This window comes from Nitrosomonas sp. (assembly GCF_019752095.1).
Taxonomy (GTDB): domain Bacteria; phylum Pseudomonadota; class Gammaproteobacteria; order Burkholderiales; family Nitrosomonadaceae; genus Nitrosomonas.
Map to the genome: position 1 here is coordinate 76,559 of NZ_JAIEMO010000004.1, position 18,939 is coordinate 95,497.

Sequence of the window (18,939 nt, forward strand, 5' to 3'; positions counted from 1 at the left end):
ATTTTGTCAGAAGTTTCTGTCTCGTGCTGGATTCATTTTACTCGTGGCTTCAGCGCCAGTATCCGGTGCCGGCATCGCTGTGATGGAGCACAGTGTCAAGGAATTGGGGCAGGCGTTCTCCGGTGCACCCACTAATACGAGTGACGGCAGTATGGTGTTCTTTAATCCGGCTGCGATGAGCCAGGTGCGTGGTAAATTGATTTCGGTTGCGAGTTACTATATCGCGCCGTCTGCAACTTTTCATAATAGTTCTTCGCAATTGAGTCCGCAATTGGGCGGCACGCCGCTTACGGGTGGGAATGGCGGAGATTCTGCGCAATCGGTTTTTATTCCAAATTTTTATTACGTGCAGGAATTGTCAAACCGAATAGCCTTCGGTTTTGGATTTAATATACCTTATGGTATGCGCAATAGCTATGATTCGGACTGGAAAGGACGCTACCAAGCCATTGATTCGGAAATTCTGACTATTAATTTGAACCCGTCTTTGTCGTTCAAGGTAACCGAAAAATTTTCTCTAGGTGCTGGTTTTAACGTGCAGTACTTGCGGGCTAAGCTAACTAACGCAGTTGATCTAGGACCAGCATGCTTTTTATTGCAGGGAGCATTGCCATGCCTCAGCCAGGGAATTGCACCGCAAACTGCGGATGGACATGTCTCGCTCAAGGGTGATAGTGTCGGTTTTGGTTACAATTTTGGCGCATTTTACACGTTGGCACCTGATACTCGATTCGGTGTCAGTTACCGTTCTCGAATTGCCCATGACGTGAAAGGAGATGCGAATTTCACGATACCGGATAAAGCCATTGCATTGACGCAAGGTAATATTCTGGTGGACACTCATGCGGTTACTTCGGTGACTCTGCCAGACACGGTCTTGTTCGGTTTCTCGCACTATCTCAATCCGCGCTGGGAAGTTTCCGCCGATGCGTTATGGACGCATTGGAGCTTGGTTCGAGAGCTCAGAACAAATTTCTCTTCATCACAATCCGATGATGTACAAAACCTGAGATGGAACGATACGTGGCGCTATGCTTTTGGGGTTAATTATTTTTCCGCAACCAATAAGTGGATCCTGCGAACGGGATTTGCTTATGATGAAACGCCGGTTCCCAATGCACAACACAGATCGCCCCGAATTCCCGATAGCAACCGCTATTGGTTGACCGCTGGCTTTACTTATGCAGTTCGGAATAATATTTTTATTCATGGTGCGTATGCGCATCTGTTCATGGATAACCCCTCGATCAGTCGAAGGAGCGTGACTGGGGATTTTCTTTCTGGGCAGTTTTCTGAGCAAATCAATATTGGTGGCCTGCAACTAGATTGGCGTTTCTAGCCCTAGCCCTAGCCCTAGCCATTGGAATTGGCGGGTTGCGGTGCCGAAACTTATGCAGAGTTACATTATCCTATAACGTTGCTTCCATCGGTGTGATGGATAAATTTTCTAACCAAATTTCGGGATTAATCAATGGACAAAAACATACGCCTTAATTTCTGGTTTTTTACTGTGGCACTATTGTCTTTGCTGTTAGTGCAAAATTTATATAAGCAATACACTCAAGTTGAGCCTATTCCCTATAGTCGTTTCCAGCATCTCTTGGAGAAGGGGCAGGTAGCCGAGATTGCAATTACCGAGAACCAGATTTTCGGAACATTAAAGGAAAAGCATGCGGATGGCTATAAGGATTTTGTCACTACCCGAGTGGAACCTGAGTTAGCTGAAATCCTGGATAAATATCATGTGGTCTATACCGGTGTGGTGCAAAGCACCTGGTTGCGCGATTTATTATCCTGGATTGTGCCGACAGCAATTTTCGTCGGAATCTGGCTGTTTGTGATACGTCGTATGGGAAGCGGCATGGGAGGCGGATTGATGTCGATCGGTAAAAGCCGCGCCAAAGTGTTTGTAGAAAAGGAAACCAAGGAGACTTTCGATGATGTGGCGGGAGTCGACGAAGCTAAGGAGGAATTGGTCGAAATTATCAATTTCTTGAAGAATCCGGTGGATTATGGTCGTTTAGGCGGACGAGCGCCGAAAGGTATTTTGCTAGTGGGACCGCCAGGTACTGGGAAAACTTTGCTAGCACGTGCAGTAGCGGGTGAAGCGGGTGTACCTTTTTTCTCCATTTCCGGCTCGGAATTTGTAGAAATGTTTGTCGGTATTGGCGCGGCCAGGGTCCGTGATTTGTTTGAACAGGCAAGACAAATGGCGCCGGCGATAATTTTTATTGATGAACTGGATGCGTTGGGGCGTGCAAGAGGTGCTTACGGCATGGGAGGCGGTCATGACGAAAAAGAACAAACCCTGAATCAGTTGTTGGCTGAGCTAGATGGTTTCGATTCCAGCAGTGGCATCGTGCTGCTGGCAGCGACCAATCGCCCGGAAATTCTTGATCCGGCATTACTGCGTGCCGGACGATTTGATCGCCAAGTGCTGGTAGATCGTCCAGATAAAATTGGACGGGAACAAATTCTTAATGTACATGCGAAAAAAGTAAAATTGCATAACGATGTTAGGATTGAAGAAATTGCAGCGCTAACACCGGGGTTTACCGGCGCGGATCTGGCGAACCTTATTAACGAGGCAACTTTATTAGCGACTCGGCGAGCTGCGTCATCTGTTGCGATGGCAGATTTTAGTAATGCCATTGAGCGCATCGTGGCAGGATTGGAAAAACGTAACCGTTTGCTGAATCCCGACGAACGCCGTGTAGTGGCGTTTCATGAGCTTGGACATACGTTGGTGGCGTTAGCGCTTCCAGGTACCGACGAAGTACACAAAGTCTCCATCATTCCACGAGGTATCGGCGCGCTGGGCTACACCATTCAGCGTCCGACCGAAGACCGTTATCTGATGACTCGCGTGGAACTGCAAAATAAAATGGCTGTGCTATTGGGTGGGCGTGCAGCCGAGCAGATCGTGTTTGACGAAATATCCACTGGTGCGGCGGATGACCTGGTGCGTGCCACTGATATTGCTCGTGCCATGGTGCTGCGTTATGGCATGAGCGAGGCTTTGGGTAATGTTGCGTATGATCGGGAACAGTCGGCATTTCTACAGCCCAATGTTCCTATGCCGCAAAGTCGAAACTACAGCGAAGAAACTGCCAACAAGATAGATATTGCAGTGCGCGTACTGGTTGATCAAGCCCTGGAACGTGCAATCAATATACTTCAATCCAACCGCGGGTTGCTGGATCAAGCTGCGCAAGATCTATTGCAAAAAGAAACACTCAATCAACCCGAAATAATTAAATTAAAGCAAGCGATCGTTTTTCCAGTGCATCACATTGACAAGCCCGGACTCCAGATTGATTGATGGATTTATTTCTTTGAATTATATCCTTGTTACATCGAAATTTTATTCGTAACTGACTAATGTAAATTGAAATGATTCTGCATTGGTTAATTGCATTTGTACGTTATTGATAACGGTAGATGCATTGATCATCGCTGATGGAATACGTAATTGACCACTTGTGCTCGAGAATGTGGCGATATTGAGTGGTTTATTATTCAGCGATACTACACTGTCTGGATCGAGTTCAAATACAATCGAAGGGCTATCTTGAATCAACCGTAAACTGACTTCCAGTGCATTGCCCGTCCCGATATCCACTGCAAAACTCAAAATTCCTTGACTGAAAATGCTTGTTACATCAATGAGTGCAACATTATTTATCCGCACCAAATTATTAAACGAGACAGCTGAAGAGCCATCATAATCTTTCAGTGGCGTTTCAGAGAAGCTGCCTCCAAAGCTTCTTATGGGGAGTTTTTCAATAGCATCGAAGACATTCATTCCATCAAAAATAACGCGACCAAATACGGTAAAGCCACCATTTTGATTATCCAAGTTCGGGGAATTGTCCTTTAAATTAACAAACCATTGACTGGTTGCGCTGTTGGGGTCGTTGCCAAGTTTTGCCATGGCGACGGTTCCTCGTGTGTTGGAGATTTTAAATTCATTGATGATCGGAGCAAAAGTATTTACAGCAGTGAGCGATTCGCCAGCGGTACCAGAGATAATTTTAAAACCGCCGCCTTGAACGACAAAATCAGGAACGCTGCGATGAAAGATGCCATTTGTGTAGGTCGCACTATTAGTGTAGTCAATAAAGTTGGTTGTTGTGATCGGTGTCTGCGTTTCAAAAAGTTCAATACAAAATTGCCCCATATTGGTTGTAAAGCAGGCAACTTTGTTAGCGTGCGTAATGGGGGATGAAAAAAACAAGCAGACAAGCAATACGGTTTTATATAAGGCTGGATTGAGGCGCATGATGATTGGATATTTTTGAATGAGTTGAAATGGGATTTTACTGACAGATGTCTAACCGAGGCAATATTTTTATTTTGGATATGCAGTTTTGTGCTAGTGAATTTTAGTAATGTAACGAGAATTGGCGGTTCCTCAAATCAATGTGGAAACTGAGAATAATCGTGAGGCAGTTTGTTTTGTTAAAGATATTTTACATATTAATTATTTTTGTATTTCTCAATTCGAAGCTTTCTTCAATAGCATCCAGCATCATAGCTGCTACATTAAATCCCGTTTGCTGTGTGATTTCCTGCATTCCCGTAGGGCTGGTCACGTTAATCTCGGTTAAATAGTCTCCGATCACGTCCAACCCAACCAGCATTAAACCTTTTTTAGCCAATTCCGGGCCTAGCGATTCTACAATTTCCTTATCGCGAGCGGAGAGTGGTTGTGTTTTGCCCGTACCCCCCGCAGCGAGATTGCCACGTGTTTCGCCGAGTTTCGGAATGCGCGCTAAAGCAAAAGGTACCGCTTTGCCAGCAATGAGTAGGATACGTTTGTCGCCTTGAGCAATCTCAGGAATAAAGCGTTGCACCATGATGGTTCGCGTCCCATAGTGAGTCAGCATTTCGAGAATCACGCTGATATTATAATCTTCAAGATGGACGCGAAATACATTGGCACCTCCCATACCATCCAGTGGCTTTAAGATAATGTCTTGATAGATACTAAGAAATTCTCTAATTAAATGCGCCTGACTGGTTACTAATGTAGGCGTGACAAATTGTGGAAATTTAGTAATGGCAAGCTTTTCGTTGTAATCGCGGACACTGCTGGGGCTGTTAATTACCCAAGCGCCCTGAGTTTCAGCTAATTCCAGCAAGTACGTGCTGTAAACATATTCCATATCAAATGGCGGATCTTTGCGCATTAATACAGCATCGAATTCGCACAAAGGAGTTGCCGAAATATCACTAATTTTGTACCAATGCCCATCCGATGTTGTTGGATTCGTGAGTGACAACACGCGTGCGAAGCCTGTGACAAAATGATTGATCAATGCAATGTCATGTTGATAAAGTACGGATATCTGGTGGTTTCTAGCAATGGCCTCACAGATCAAGGCATAGCTCGTGTCCTTATCAGTTTTAATGGAATCCAACTGATCGATGATAAAGGCAAGCTTCATGGCAAAGTTTATGCGGAATTTAATTTTGCATCAGAGGAATCGGTTTGTTGCAATTCTAATGCGGCGGCTAGTAGTGCCAAACGCGCCACAACACCATAGGCATAAAACCGATTTGGAATAATGTTTGACTGGGATGCGTTCGGTTCCAGGCAGGTGGTTTCAAATGCCAGCGGCACAAAATGCATACCGGGAGCATTTAAGTTTTCATCCATGCCGCGCCCGGTATGAACGCGATAAAAACCGCCGACGACGTGGCGATCAATCATGTAGATGACTGGCTCCGCTACCGCATGATTGATCGTTTCAAAGGTATAAACACCTTCCTGCACCAGTACATGGGAGACCGGTAATCCTTCTTTCACTACAGCCATTTTGTTGCGCTGCTTGCGGTTGAGTTTATAAATATCCGAACCGTCTTTTACGGTCATGATTCCCATTCCGTAGGTTCCTGAGTCAGCTTTGACAATGACAAATGGATCTTCCTTGACACCATACTGTTGATATTTCTTCTTGATCACCGAGAGAATTCGATCAATAGCGGCTGCTACACATTCTTCTCCTTGTTTTTCATGAAAATTAATTTCTCCGCATGAATTAAAGCGGGGGTTGATTAACCAAGGGTCAATACCAATTAATTCTGCAAATTCAAGCGCAATACGATCATAAGCGGAAAAGTGGTTAGATTTAAGGCGTGTTGCCCAACCGGCGTGTAAAGGTGGAATCACGATTTGATTCAAATTTTGTAAAATTTCAGGAATGCCAGTTGATAGATCATTGTTAAGTAGCACAGCGCAGGGTTCAAAATTTTCTAAACCTAACTTGTTGTTTGTGCGCGCAATCGGTTCAAGCTTAATAGATTGTCCATCTGGAAGATCAATGCTAGTTGCAGTAGTGACTTCCGGCAATAAGGTGCCGATACGTACATTCAATCCGGCTCGCTGCATGATATTTTGTAAGGTGGCAATATTTTGCAGATAAAAAATATTGCGTGTGTGATTTTCTGGGATCAACAATAAACTATGCGTGTCCGGACATATCTTGTCGATAGCGTTCATCATCGCTTGCACGCATAAAGGAATGAACTCCGGATTTAAATTGTTAAACCCGCCGGGAAATAAATTAGTATCAACCGGTGCTAATTTAAAGCCACTGTTACGTAAATCAACAGAACAATAAAACGGCACTGCGTATTCGCGCCATTTTCCCCTTATCCAGTGTTCAATGGTTGGCATGGCATTAATGATACGGTTTTCGAGGTCAAGAATCGGACCGCGCAGGGCTGTGGAAAGATGAGGTACTGGCATTTTGCTTTGAATTATTGAACCAGAGCCATTATAGCATTATGGATTAAATAGATTGTGATCAGTCCGATCCTCAAGTATCTTATGTTTTTCATATATTTCCTGATGCTATTTGCTTGTCATGGTTAATCCGCTGCAACCGGTTCTGATTTTATTGGCTATCGCAGTTCTGGCCGTGGTCGTTTTTCGACTATTGCGCTTACCTCCAATGCTAGGTTATTTGTTGGCAGGTGTCAGTATTGGGCCACATGCTTTAGGGTGGATTTCGGATAACGAAGAAACGCGTCATCTGGCTGAATTTGGTGTGGTCTTTCTGATGTTTAGTATTGGCCTGGAATTTAGTTTGACTAAACTTATTGCCATGAAGCGAATTGTGTTTGGCTTTGGAACGGCGCAAGTGGTAATCACGATTTTGGTGGTTATCGTGATTGCGTGGTTGCTGCAAATGGATTGGCGCATTGGATTGGTGCTCGGAGGGGCTTTAGCCATGTCATCCACTGCCATCGTAAGCAAAATGCTGGCTGAACGGGCTGAACTTAATACATCACATGGAAGGCAAATAATAGGTGTATTACTTTTTCAGGATTTAGCGGTCATTCCATTGCTCATTATCATACCCGCATTGAGGGTTGAAGTTGATGCGGATACCAACGATTTTAGTACTATGCTGACGATCGCAATTGTGAAAATCGTTATTGCATTGGCATTTATTTTATTCATTGGGCAAAAGCTCATGCGTCCATGGTTTCATTTAGTTGCTAGGCAGAAATCTTCGGAGCTGTTTGTTTTAAATGTATTGTTGATTACTCTTGGGCTGGCGTGGATGACGGAATCGGCTGGCTTGTCACTGGCTTTGGGTGCATTCCTTGCGGGCATGTTGATTTCCGAGACGGAATACCGCTATCAAGTTGAAGACGATATCAAACCATTTCGAGATGTATTATTAGGCTTGTTTTTTGTAACTATTGGCATGTTGCTGGACATGCAGGTGCTTATAGAGAATTTTTTCTGGGTATTTGTCATTCTGATAACACTCATTATTTTTAAAATTATCGTGATTACTGGTTTGTCGCGCTTATTCGGTGCTGAGTCCAATGTGGCGATAAGAACAGGGTTAAGTTTAGCGCAAGGTGGTGAATTTGGGTTTATTTTGCTGGCGCAGGCGAGTGCAGTTGGATTAATGGAGAATTCAATTCTCCAGCCTGTTTTGGCAGCGATGGTGCTGTCGATGTTTGTTGCACCATTCCTGATTGAATATAGTGAGCCAATGATTCAGCGCTTTTACGGCTCGGATTGGATGCATCGTGCTATGCAAATAACATCCATCGCAACACAAACCATGGTGACACAAAATCATGTCATTGTATGCGGCTATGGGCGAAGTGGGCAAAGCATAGCGCGTATTTTCGAGCAAGAATCAATACCGTTTGTTGCATTGGACCTTGATCCGCAACGTATTCATGAAGCGACCAGTGCAGGGGAGTCAGTTGTCTATGGCGATGCAGCGCGTCGTGAAGTATTAATTGCAGCAGGGTTGATGCGTGCGAGAGTATTGGTTGTGAGCTACTCCAATACCATTTCGACCTTAAAGATTTTGAAACATGTGCAGGAACTGCGTCCAGAACTGTCTGTTGTCGTTCGAACCCGTGATGATTCCGATATTGATTTATTGAAGGATGCGGGTGCTACGGAAGTCGTGGCAGAGATCATGGAAGGGAGCTTGATGCTGGCATCCCATGCTTTAATGTTTGTTGATATTTCGACGGGGCGCATATTGCGCCGCATACGAGAAATTCGTGAGCAGCGATACAGCTTATTGCGTGGCTTCTATCACGGATTGACCGATGAGACGGAAAACGATCATGAGAAAATATTTCCACGGTTACTCACAATAATGATTACTCCGGGCGCAGCGGCTATCAATAAAACTTTGCGCGATCTTGATTTGGTTGGCTTAGCTGTTGAGGTAACTGCAGTGAGAAGGCGAAACATTCGTGGATTAATGCCTACTGGCGAGACACGACTTGAAGCGGGTGACGTTATTGTACTCAGAGGTACACAAGATAATTTGGCTGCTGCAGAAATTAAATTATTACAAGGATAAAAGAATTATTTTTCATTCATGTAATGAGAAAATACCCTATTCATATTGTGACTTTATTAAAAAGATTTCAGTGGTTTACGTCACGTAAAAATAGACAGTACAACGAAGAAAGTGTATAGTTCCCACGCTGCCCTTTACTCTTGTGATTCAGAAAAGGGAAAGTGTTGAAGCAATTTGAGATTGTCTCAACAAATTAAGAATGGCGCATAAAAAAAGCGCAAAGTTCATCATTTATGGAGGGTTATATGATTAAAGCTGTTCAGGCGGTTGTGGGACTGGGATTGCTTTGTTTTGCTGCTACTCAGGTAGCGGTAGCACAAGACATTTCTAAATTACCACGTGTAAAACAACAACTGGTGGCTCCGCCAAATGTTCCTGTGCACGACCAGGTTGCTAAAGGTGGACCAAAGATTGTTGAAATAAAAATGGCTTTCGAGGAAAAACTCGTAGAGATTGCTCCTGGTGCGAAAGCTTGGGGTATGACTTTCAATGGCAGTATCCCTGGTCCACTCATCATTGTGCATGAAGGCGATTATGTCGAATTGACATTATCCAATCCAAAATCCAGCACGTTGGCTCATAACGTGGATTTCCATGCAGCAACCGGCGCATTGGGTGGTGCTGGTTTAACACTGGTACAACCGGGTGAAGAAGTCGTTGTACGCTGGAAAGCTGTTAAACCAGGCGTATTTGTATACCATTGTGCGCCTGGCGGAACCATGATTCCATTTCATGTTATCTCTGGCATGAACGGAGCTATTATGGTGTTGCCGCGCGATGGTCTGAAAGACGCAAAAGGCAAACCATATAAATACGATAAAGCTTTTTACATTGGTGAACAAGATTTCTATCTGCCAAAAGACGATAAAGGTAACTTCAAAACCTATGGCTCACCAGCCGAAGGTATGGCAGACATGTTAGAAGTATCTAAAGGACTCATTCCAACTCACGTAGTATTTAACGGTGCAGTTGGTGCGATTACCGGTGACAATGCACTGAAAGCTAAAGTAGGTGAGAAAGTTCTGTTTATCCATTCTCAAGCTAATCGCGCTTCTTATCCACATTTGATTGGTGGTCATGCTGATCTGTACTGGGTAGGTGGTTCATTCAGCGATACACCGCTTACCAGCCAAGAAACTTGGTTTGTTCCAGCCGGTTCAGCAGTTGCTGCAGCCTATCAATTTGAACAACCAGGTCTGTATGTATACCTCAGTCATAACCTGATTGAAGCTGTATTGCTAGGCGCTGCGCTGCATATGAACGTTGAAGGTAAATGGAATGATGACCTGATGACTCAGCTCAAAGCTCCTGCAAGCTTTGATGCGAAAGCTGCAATGGATCACTAAGATTTGACTTAGTGTAGCTATTAAAGGCATATAAAACAAAAGGCCTCAACCTTATAAAGGGTTGAGGCCTTTTTCATTAGCAATGTGTGCATTTTGCTCATTATATTGTTTATAAATATCATTCGAATATGCCCATTAAATCTCGTATTCGCACTATCCCTCATTATCCACGACATGGAATCATGTTTCGTGATATCACAACACTATTAAAAGATCCTTTTGGGTTGTATACAACCATACAGGAAATTGCTAATCGTTATGATGCGGTCACAATTGATAAAGTGGCCGGAATCGAGTCACGTGGATTCATCATTGGCGCACCGGTTGCCTATCAATTAGGTAAAGGTTTTGTCCCTATCCGTAAACAAAATAAACTGCCTGCGGAAACTCTGGGAAGAGACTATCAATTGGAATATGGCAGTGACCGTATTGAGATTCACGTAGATGCAATTCAACCAGGAGATCAGATACTTTTGATCGATGACCTGATTGCAACTGGTGGGACTGCAGAAGCGGCTGCAGGCCTTATAGAAGATATGGGTGGAAAAGTCGTAGAATGCTGCTTCGTGATTGATTTACCAGGCGTTGGGGGGAGAGCTCGCTTGGAGAAATTGGGACATAGAGTCTTTGCATTATGTGAATTCGAGGGCGAGTGAGCATTCTACACTAACCTGTTCCAAGCATTTGTGCCAGAATGTGTCACTGATTCTCTTGCAAGACTGATAATAACTTATCATGAATACCACCAAAGCTGCCATTACTCATGATCAAGATATGATCCCCAGGTTTTGTAATGGCAACGATATTTTGTATTAACTGATTTAAATCATCGCAGTAATCGACTCGCTCGTTTAATGTGCTAAGGGCTGATTTTGCCCATTGCGAATCACGTGTGAAGCAAAAAACATGATCAGCGTCTTGCAGGCTGTGCGCAAGATAATCTTTCCAAACACCCATTTTCATCGTATTAGAGCGAGGTTCGAGTACCGCAATGATTCTTTTTTGACCAATGTGGATTCTTAAACCATTCAGCGTTGTTTGAATTGCGGTAGGATGATGTGCAAAATCATCATAAACAGTAATGCCGTTGACGGTGCCGCACATCTCCATGCGACGTTTAACATTCTTGAATTCTGACAATGCTGTAATTCCTGTTTCAACGGGTACTCCAGCATGTCTGGCAGCGATTAATGCTGCCAAAGCGTTCATGCGGTTGTGTTCGCCTAATAAATCCCAATGCAACCGTCCTTGATGGATCCGATCACAATATATATCCATTTCATTGTTTGCGAGCAATTGGGCATTCCAACTAGCTTCAGCCCCAAACTCCTCCACTGGAGTCCAGCGGCCTTGTGTCAGAACTTGTTTTATATTCTCATCTTTTCTATTGGCTACGATCAAACCGTTATTGGGAATAATTCGTACAAAGTGATGGAATTGACGCTTGATGGCTGAAAGATCTGGAAAGATGTCAGCATGATCAAATTCAATATTGTTTAATATCGCAGTTCTGGGATGATAATGAACAAATTTAGAACGCTTGTCGAAGAAAGCCGTGTCATATTCATCTGCCTCAATAACGAAAAACGGTGAAATTTCAGCAGAATTTGATTCGAAATCCTGTGCCTGTTCTGATGGAATATTTCCAATTCTTGCAGATAGGCCAAAGTTCTCGGGAATTCCGCCAATCAAAAAACCTGGGTTTAATCCAGCGTAATCTAATATCCAGGCCAGCATTGAGCTGGTTGTGGTTTTGCCGTGTGTTCCGGCGACAGCAAGTACCCAGCGATGCCTCAGAATATTTTCTGATAACCATTGTGGGCCGGAAATGTAAGGTAAATTTCGATTAAGAATTTCTTCCATCAGTGGATTTCCGCGGGTAATTACATTACCAATTACGAATATATCTGGCTGAAGTTGGATTTGTTCGGCTGAGTAGCCTGATATTAATTCTATGCCTTGAGACTCAAGCTGTGTACTCATCGGCGGATAAACATCTTGATCGCAGCCTGTTACCTTATGCCCGGATTCTCGCGCAATGGCTGCAATCCCCCCCATGAAAGTGCCACAAATTCCAAGTATGTGAATGTGCATGACCCAGCTTAAAAGAATTTCGTTTAGAAGAAATAGAAAAACAAATCAATTGTTCTGATTGCTAAATTATAGTTCATAAGTTTAGTCAGTAATACTGATGCAATGTAGTAGTGTAGTATTTTATAAATTCAACAACCTTTCTCTTGTGAGTACTCATTCGTTGATAGAAAAAGATTATCGTGGCCGGTTTGCGCCATCACCAACTGGACCTTTGCATTTTGGTTCGCTAGTTGCGGCTATGGGCAGTTATCTCGATGCAAAATTCAACCGAGGTAAGTGGCTAGTTAGAATTGAAGATATTGATTCTCAGCGTGAAGTGCCGGGAGCTGCGAGTGAAATTCTATTTGCGTTAGAAAGTCTAGGAATGGAATGGGACGAAGCAATTATTTTTCAAAGTCGACGCTCCGAAGCTTATCAAGAAGCACTTAATGCGCTAGAGAACCAAAATTTAACTTATCCATGTACCTGCTCAAGAAAAGAAATTGCTGATTCCAGCATTATTGGTTTTAGTGGGCCTATTTATCCCGGAACGTGTTTGAAAAATCCTCCCTTATTGGGTAAATCATATTCGCTGCGTGTTCAAACCAATGAAAATCAAATTCAATTTCAAGATATCTTAAAGGGATCATATTCGCAAAAACTCAAGCTGGAGATTGGCGATTTTGTACTACGCCGAGCTGACGGAGTTTATGCCTATCAATTGGCGGTTGTAGTCGATGATGCTGAGCAAAGTATCACGCATGTCGTACGTGGCGCAGATCTTTTAGATTCTACGCCACGCCAAATATTTCTCCAGCAATTATTAGGTTATAGCACGCCGCGATATATGCATCTTCCAGTCGTAACTAATGCAGAGGGTGAGAAGCTCAGTAAACAAACAAACGCTGAGCCAATAGAACTCGCAAATGCACTGCCGCAACTAGTCAAGGCGCTGTATTTCTTGGGACAAAAACCCCCTCTGGAGATTCTCGAAGGTGATCTTTCATCCTTCTGGCAATGGGCTAGAGAGAATTGGCAAATCAATCTTATTCCATGATGATTTTATGTGAATGTGATTAGTTTCGAATTGAAGCTATCAAAGTAATATTTGTGCTAGTCTGTAGTATCGAAGATCAGCAATATCCCTGAAAATTGCTTAGATTGAAACTAAAGATACCGAGATAAATCATGTTCCCTAGTAACATCAGGTAAGGAGATGTTGTGGCTTTTTTGCCTTTTAATATAGTGAAACAAAAAAAACTGAAAGTAGTTATTGTGGGCGGAGGATACGCAGGGCTTGCGGCATTAACAAATCTTTTGCAATTCGCTCCCGATACAGATATCACACTCATAGATCCCAGAACGCAGCATCTGAAGATTACACATTTGCATGAAACATTCAGGTATCCATTAACAGATTTATTATTTTCTTTCAGTGATCTGGAAAATCGTTTCGGGTGCCGACATGTGCTGGCATCAGTCAACTTTGATAAGAATACATTGCAGAATTGTCAAAAAAACAAACAATTAATTCTCGATGAAGCGGCTCTTAAATTTGATTATATGATTATAGCATCCGGGTGCGAGAATAACGCATCTGATGCTATGGATTCAAAAAATGTATTAAGTTTGTATGATTTCACTACTACCAATGGATCTGATTTATTAGGAAAATTTATTGATCAAAACAATGCTTCGAACCAATCGATTTCTGTCGTGGGTGGCGGTGCAACGGGCATACAGTTTCTGTTTGAGATTAAACAGTTTTTGGTGCGTGTGAAAAGTAAAGCAGAGTTACGCTTGATTCATTCGGGCGAACATGTGCTTGAGCAATTTCCCGATGGTTTTGGGGCTTATGCTGAATCCCGAATGCGTGACTTGAATATTGCTTTTTACCCTAATACATATTACAGTGAGCAACGCCCTGATGCGGTTTTTCTAACCGAAAAGATTACAAAGAAGCAATTTGAATTGCCGTCCAGTGCATCAATTTTGTTTCTGGGCAAGAAGCAGCAAAAAACTTATACGGCTAATGCCTTTGGGCAGGTTCTAGTTAATCAGAAGCCTTTGCAGAACATTTTTGCAGTCGGTGACTGCTCGCACTATCAATCGTTGGGATCAAATACCCTGACAGCACAATCAGCCGTTCGTAAAGGAAAATTAGTGGCGCGCAATATATTACGACATTCAGGCTTTCCTGGACTACTTGAACCCTACATACATCACGAATTAGGCTACGTCGTAAGCATTGGACCTGCGGATGCTGTTGGGTGGTTGGTTTCGGAAGGAAACTTGATCACAGGCATACCAGCACTGACAATAAAAGAGCTCGTAGAAGCTCAATATGATTTATTATTGGCAGGTATCGATACTTACTTGGTTTAGCAAACACTACGCAGGAGATATGATATGCTTGGTTTGTTTAAAGATAATCCTGTAATAGGCAAGGCCAGCACAACTATTCAATGCCCGGCAGATAAGCTTTTCAATTTTATTGGCAATGACTTGCTTGTTAACTATCCTCGTTGGTCGCCAGAAGTCAAGGAATTGGAAAAGCAGACTGAAGGTCCAATACAACTGGGAACGGTATGTCGGCAAGTACGTGTGGACCAAGGTAATCGCTCGGAATCAACTTTTAAAGTTGAAGCTTTTGATAATGGTAAACGGATTTGCTTTAAAGGAACATCCGATCCTTATCGATGCGATTATTTGATGGAATCAATCAATGAGACTGAAAGCAAAATAACGTTTTCCTTTGAACTGTTAAGTCTCGATCTTCATGTAAGACCCTTTGAAAAACTGGTGCGCATTGCGGTTCAGGATGGAACGGAGAGAACCGTAAAAAACATCAAGAAACTCATTGAGTCTGATATAGCTGGAGCTGGTTCAAACTAATCAATCATCGCAATGTGCGCATTTAGCCAAGAGCTGATAAACCTGGAGAGAAAATCATGGATTTTATCGTTGAAAAAGACCCTGGATTAATTCCACAAGTATTGTCCAAGATTCTTGATTCATGTGTCAATGGAGTATCGTTGGCTGATCCTGATCAAGAGGATTTGCCTTTGGTATATGTCAATAAGGCATTTGAAGCCATAACAGGTTATACATTGGAGGAGACCGTAGGAAAGAATTGCCGTTTCTTGCAGGGAAATGAACGTGATCAAACAGCTGTTAATCAACTCCGGGAAGCCATAAAAAATAAAGAATCCGTGGAAGTGGTACTGCGAAACTATCGCAAGAATGGCGAATTGTTTTATAATCACCTACTGATGTCTCCGCTTTTTGACTCAAATGGAAACCTCCTCTATTTCCTCGGAGTACAGTACGATATTACTCCACAAATTCGGGCAGAAGAGGAAATTAAAGCCTTGAAAGAGCAGCTGGAAGCACTTAAGAAATAAGTCTTTCAGATATTCAGAAAAACCATTGGTATGAATCGGTTTTTTGTGGCTTTGCCTGTTTGTCGCTATTACAGTGTATTTGCATTGTAACGTTAGTATGCGATTTTACATTCCTAATGTCTTTTTTTGTCTTAGATAAGTTTCCGGTAGCAGTAAACCGCAACAGAGCGTGTTAATAGCTATAGGCGCGAGTTATTGGCGAATGGTACGAGCAACTACCTCATTACCTCCATTTAATTGGGCAAGATGAAGAGCTTCCCTAGCGGTTCTGAGTAAATCTAAGAAATCTAAAGTAAATTCACGATGGGTTTCCGTAATGCCAATACTTACAGTCGTATTTAAACTGTTTAGCTGCAAATTTTCAATTGATTTGCGAATCTTTTCTGCGATGATCGTTGCATCTTCGATGTTGCAATGAGATAACAAAAGCACAAGCTCTTCTCCATCAAATCTGGCAGCGATATCTTCTCTGCGAATAGATTTTTTAAGGAGTGAAGCTATGTCTTTTAGAATAGTATCACTCCGTGAATGATCATAATTCTCATTGATTAATCTGGGATGATCTGTATTAATAATGATTAAACTACATGGAATATTATGCCGTGTTGCATCACGTATTTTTGATGCTGCGGCCTCCAACAAGAAATAGCGATTGTACAGACCGGTTAATGGGTCTTTCATTGCTATTTCTTGTAGCATATTTTGTTGTGCAATTGACTTGTCTAGTAGTTTCTTGCCGGTAATCAGATTATTAATCCTGGCAAGTAGTTCTTCTTGAATGAGTGGTTTGGTTACATAATCATTTGCTCCTAAACGCAGCAATTCCACTTTGTGTGCAACATCGTCAAGAACTGAGAATATTAATAAAGGGATGTGATTTTTGTTCTGATTCTCATGTTGTTTGATGGCTTTTACAATACCGCGACCGTTTAATTTTCCTTTCAGCAGCATGTCAGTGAGCACTAAATCATACACATTTTTATGAAATGCTAACATACCTTCTTCACCGCTAGTGAAATGGTCAACGGTGTATCCATTGTCTCGGAGTATGGTCAATGTTTGATTAGCAGTTGCTTGACTGTCTTCTATATATAGAATATGTCCAGAGATTGTCTTGCTGCATTTTTTCTTGGAAAATCGTGCCGCATAACTTGTGATTTTATCGAGCTCATGCTTGGCAAATATTTCTGTTACACCTGCCGAAAATGCTTCGTCCAATAATTCTTTGTCTTCATTTGAAGTTATCATAACCACAGGTATTTGACAGGTATGCGAGTCCGCCCGAAGATGAGATGAAAACTTGGAGGCATTCATATCTTGTAAATGCATCGCGATAAATACCAAGTCAAACGGTTGATTTCTCAACAACATTAGTGCTTCACTACCAGTTGAAACTTGTTTTGTTTCCAATCCACCTAGTTCGATAGCAGATGACAAAAGTTTCTGATAAGTTCTGGATGGTTCAACAATAAGTCCTTCCATGCTACGGTGTCCTTTCAATGACATAATCTGAGTATGATCAGTAAATTAGTTGGCTACTAATTTTTCTAGGAACATAGTTATCGACATTCAGCTTGTTTTTTTTAGAAATTATTGGGTTGCCGTGTATTGCAAACTCAATCATGTTTGTAGGTGATCCGTATACATAGCAGATTTGTTCTGTGAGATTTACAGAGACTCAACGTTAGTCGTATAAAACTGATAGATCACAGTATATTTGCAGCTTGATTTGTATGATTAATTCCAAAAGGGTAAACTGCTAGGGAATTCTTGCTTGTTTCCATCAAAGGCAAAATTCAGTTAATTCTAAAAACTGTATAAGGGGGGGTGATGAGAAGTATTGTTAAATTATCTTTGGTACTTGCGATTTCTTTTGTTCTCTCGTCTCAGGCGGTTGCTTCTGGCAGCAACTTCAACACTTCGGGCGAGAGATTTGTAAGTGGAATAGCTAACGTGACTACTGGGTGGGTAGAATTACCAAAGAATATTGTGCTGACGGGACAGAAAGATGGCCCGATTTATGGTGTCACCGTTGGACTGGCAATGGGTCTCATGCATACGGTGGGTCGTACACTCGTTGGAGCATTGGATGTGGCAACCTTCTGGATGCCATTAAAACCTTCAGTAAATCCGCCATATATCTGGGAAGATTTTTCGAGAGAAACTTCTTATTAATTTTTTTACAGTGCAACTAGTTTTATAAGAGATTTCTTATATAAGACAAAACGCCATGCGGTTTGCGTGGCGTTTCTCATTGTCTGCTAATGTCAAAGTCTAGCGTTGTTGTGTTTCAAGTGCCGCAATTCTTTCTTCCAGTGGTGGATGCGACATAAATAACCTCGTCAATCCATTTCTGCTTCCGGAAATACCAAAAGCAGCTAGCTGATCAGGTAAATGAGCATGCTTGTGAGTTAATTGTAATCGTCGAAGTGCAGCAATCATTTTTTCTTTTCCCGCTAGATTGGCTCCGCCTGCATCGGCACGAAACTCGCGTTGGCGACTAAACCACATGACAATGATACTGGCCAGAACACCCAGAACAATTTCAGCAATAATAGTCGTAACCCAGAAAGCGGGTCCGTGACCTTCTTGCGTTTTGAATACGGCGCGATCTATCGTATGTCCGATGACGCGTGACAGAAAGATTACAAATGTGTTGACGACGCCTTGTATCAGCGCCAAAGTAACCATGTCACCATTTGCGATATGACTGACTTCATGGGCCAGCACTGCTTCAGCTTCATCTTGGCTCATGTTACTTAATAATCCAGTGCTCACGGCAACCAATGCGGCATTTTTTGACATTCCGGTGGCAAACGCATTGACATCCGGCGCTGCATAAATGGCTACCTCTGGCATACCAATACCTGCAATCTTTGCTTGTCGCTGCACGGTAGCCACTAACCAATGTTCTTGTGCGTTTCGTGGCATTTCTATGACTTGTGCGCCAGTGAAACGCTTAGCCGTCCATTTTGACATGGCAAGCGACATGAACGAGCCACCAAATCCGAATACAGCTGCAAACAATAACAATGAATTAATATCCAGATTCGTACCCTGTTCGTCCAATATTCTTTCAAATCCGAACAGTCGTAAGGTAATGCTAAGAACGGCAATTATGGCTAAGTTAGTAATTATAAAGAGAAAAACTCTTTTCATTATTTTTGCTCCACGATAAGATTTAGTCTGAAAGGATCAGAAGTAATATGTGAATTGTGTGTCTTTTTTCAAGCAAGTTTTATTTAAGTTAAGGCTGAATCG

General features: G+C 42.5%; 16 protein-coding genes. 10 read left to right on the top strand and 6 right to left on the bottom strand.

Going from position 1 to position 18,939, the window contains the following annotated elements; all coding sequences use genetic code 11:
- Window positions 1–43: 43 nt before the first annotated feature.
- Both K2Q13_RS02125 and ftsH read left to right on the top strand, forming a co-directional pair.
- Window positions 44–1,339: an outer membrane protein transport protein gene (locus tag K2Q13_RS02125; protein WP_292919005.1), complete on the top strand. Its 1,296-nt coding sequence runs from the start codon at window positions 44–46 to the stop codon at window positions 1,337–1,339.
- Between the two features lie 132 nt (window positions 1,340–1,471).
- Complete coding sequence (ftsH, locus tag K2Q13_RS02130; RefSeq protein ID WP_292919006.1) at window positions 1,472–3,322, top strand: ATP-dependent zinc metalloprotease FtsH; 1,851 nt, start codon at window positions 1,472–1,474, stop codon at window positions 3,320–3,322.
- Window positions 3,323–3,364: 42 nt separating this feature from the next.
- Here the strand turns inward: ftsH and K2Q13_RS02135 are convergent, their stop codons facing one another.
- The 3 genes from K2Q13_RS02135 to gshA form a co-directional block, all read right to left on the bottom strand.
- Window positions 3,365–4,282 (bottom strand): peptidylprolyl isomerase, encoded by a 918-nt coding sequence (locus K2Q13_RS02135; RefSeq protein WP_292919007.1) that lies wholly within the window; start codon window positions 4,280–4,282, stop codon window positions 3,365–3,367.
- 190 nt (window positions 4,283–4,472) lie between these two features.
- A complete protein-coding gene (gene gshB / locus K2Q13_RS02140; protein WP_292919008.1) occupies window positions 4,473–5,450 on the bottom strand; it encodes a glutathione synthase in 978 nt (325 codons plus the stop codon).
- Between the two features lie 8 nt (window positions 5,451–5,458).
- Window positions 5,459–6,754, bottom strand: a complete 1,296-nt coding sequence (gshA, locus tag K2Q13_RS02145) for a glutamate--cysteine ligase (RefSeq protein WP_292919009.1) — start codon at window positions 6,752–6,754, stop codon at window positions 5,459–5,461.
- Between the two features lie 118 nt (window positions 6,755–6,872).
- Between gshA and K2Q13_RS02150 the strand changes: the two genes are divergently transcribed.
- From K2Q13_RS02150 to K2Q13_RS02160, 3 genes are all read left to right on the top strand, one after another.
- The gene (locus tag K2Q13_RS02150) at window positions 6,873–8,855 is read left to right on the top strand and encodes a monovalent cation:proton antiporter family protein (RefSeq protein ID WP_292919010.1); all 1,983 of its coding nucleotides are present in this window, start codon (window positions 6,873–6,875) and stop codon (window positions 8,853–8,855) included.
- 245 nt (window positions 8,856–9,100) lie between these two features.
- Window positions 9,101–10,201, top strand: coding sequence for a copper-containing nitrite reductase (gene nirK / locus K2Q13_RS02155; RefSeq protein WP_292919011.1), 1,101 nt, complete (start codon window positions 9,101–9,103; stop codon window positions 10,199–10,201).
- Window positions 10,202–10,329: 128 nt separating this feature from the next.
- On the top strand, window positions 10,330–10,857 hold the full coding sequence (locus K2Q13_RS02160; protein ID WP_292919012.1) for an adenine phosphoribosyltransferase: 528 nt from the start codon (window positions 10,330–10,332) through the stop codon (window positions 10,855–10,857).
- 43 nt (window positions 10,858–10,900) lie between these two features.
- Here K2Q13_RS02160 and mpl read toward each other — a convergent pair whose 3' ends face one another.
- A complete protein-coding gene (mpl, locus tag K2Q13_RS02165; protein ID WP_292919013.1) occupies window positions 10,901–12,295 on the bottom strand; it encodes a UDP-N-acetylmuramate:L-alanyl-gamma-D-glutamyl-meso-diaminopimelate ligase in 1,395 nt (464 codons plus the stop codon).
- A gap of 145 nt (window positions 12,296–12,440) precedes the next feature.
- Here mpl and gluQRS point away from each other — a divergent pair, with 145 nt between their 5' ends.
- From gluQRS to K2Q13_RS02185, 4 genes are all read left to right on the top strand, one after another.
- Window positions 12,441–13,331 (top strand): tRNA glutamyl-Q(34) synthetase GluQRS, encoded by an 891-nt coding sequence (gene gluQRS / locus K2Q13_RS02170; RefSeq protein ID WP_292919014.1) that lies wholly within the window; start codon window positions 12,441–12,443, stop codon window positions 13,329–13,331.
- A 164-nt stretch (window positions 13,332–13,495) separates the two neighbouring features.
- On the top strand, window positions 13,496–14,659 hold the full coding sequence (locus K2Q13_RS02175) for an FAD-dependent oxidoreductase (protein ID WP_292919015.1): 1,164 nt from the start codon (window positions 13,496–13,498) through the stop codon (window positions 14,657–14,659).
- A gap of 24 nt (window positions 14,660–14,683) precedes the next feature.
- Window positions 14,684–15,169, top strand: a complete 486-nt coding sequence (locus K2Q13_RS02180) for an SRPBCC family protein (protein ID WP_292919016.1) — start codon at window positions 14,684–14,686, stop codon at window positions 15,167–15,169.
- Window positions 15,170–15,225: 56 nt separating this feature from the next.
- The gene (locus tag K2Q13_RS02185; RefSeq protein ID WP_292919017.1) at window positions 15,226–15,678 is read left to right on the top strand and encodes a PAS domain-containing protein; all 453 of its coding nucleotides are present in this window, start codon (window positions 15,226–15,228) and stop codon (window positions 15,676–15,678) included.
- A 192-nt stretch (window positions 15,679–15,870) separates the two neighbouring features.
- On the opposite strand, the gene K2Q13_RS02190 is transcribed toward K2Q13_RS02185, so the two are convergent.
- A complete protein-coding gene (locus tag K2Q13_RS02190) occupies window positions 15,871–17,160 on the bottom strand; it encodes a diguanylate cyclase (RefSeq protein WP_292919018.1) in 1,290 nt (429 codons plus the stop codon).
- A 348-nt stretch (window positions 17,161–17,508) separates the two neighbouring features.
- Between K2Q13_RS02190 and K2Q13_RS02195 the strand changes: the two genes are divergently transcribed.
- Window positions 17,509–17,853, top strand: coding sequence for an exosortase system-associated protein, TIGR04073 family (locus K2Q13_RS02195; protein ID WP_292919019.1), 345 nt, complete (start codon window positions 17,509–17,511; stop codon window positions 17,851–17,853).
- A gap of 99 nt (window positions 17,854–17,952) precedes the next feature.
- Here K2Q13_RS02195 and htpX read toward each other — a convergent pair whose 3' ends face one another.
- A complete protein-coding gene (gene htpX / locus K2Q13_RS02200) occupies window positions 17,953–18,837 on the bottom strand; it encodes a protease HtpX (protein WP_292919020.1) in 885 nt (294 codons plus the stop codon).
- Window positions 18,838–18,939: the final 102 nt, after the last annotated feature.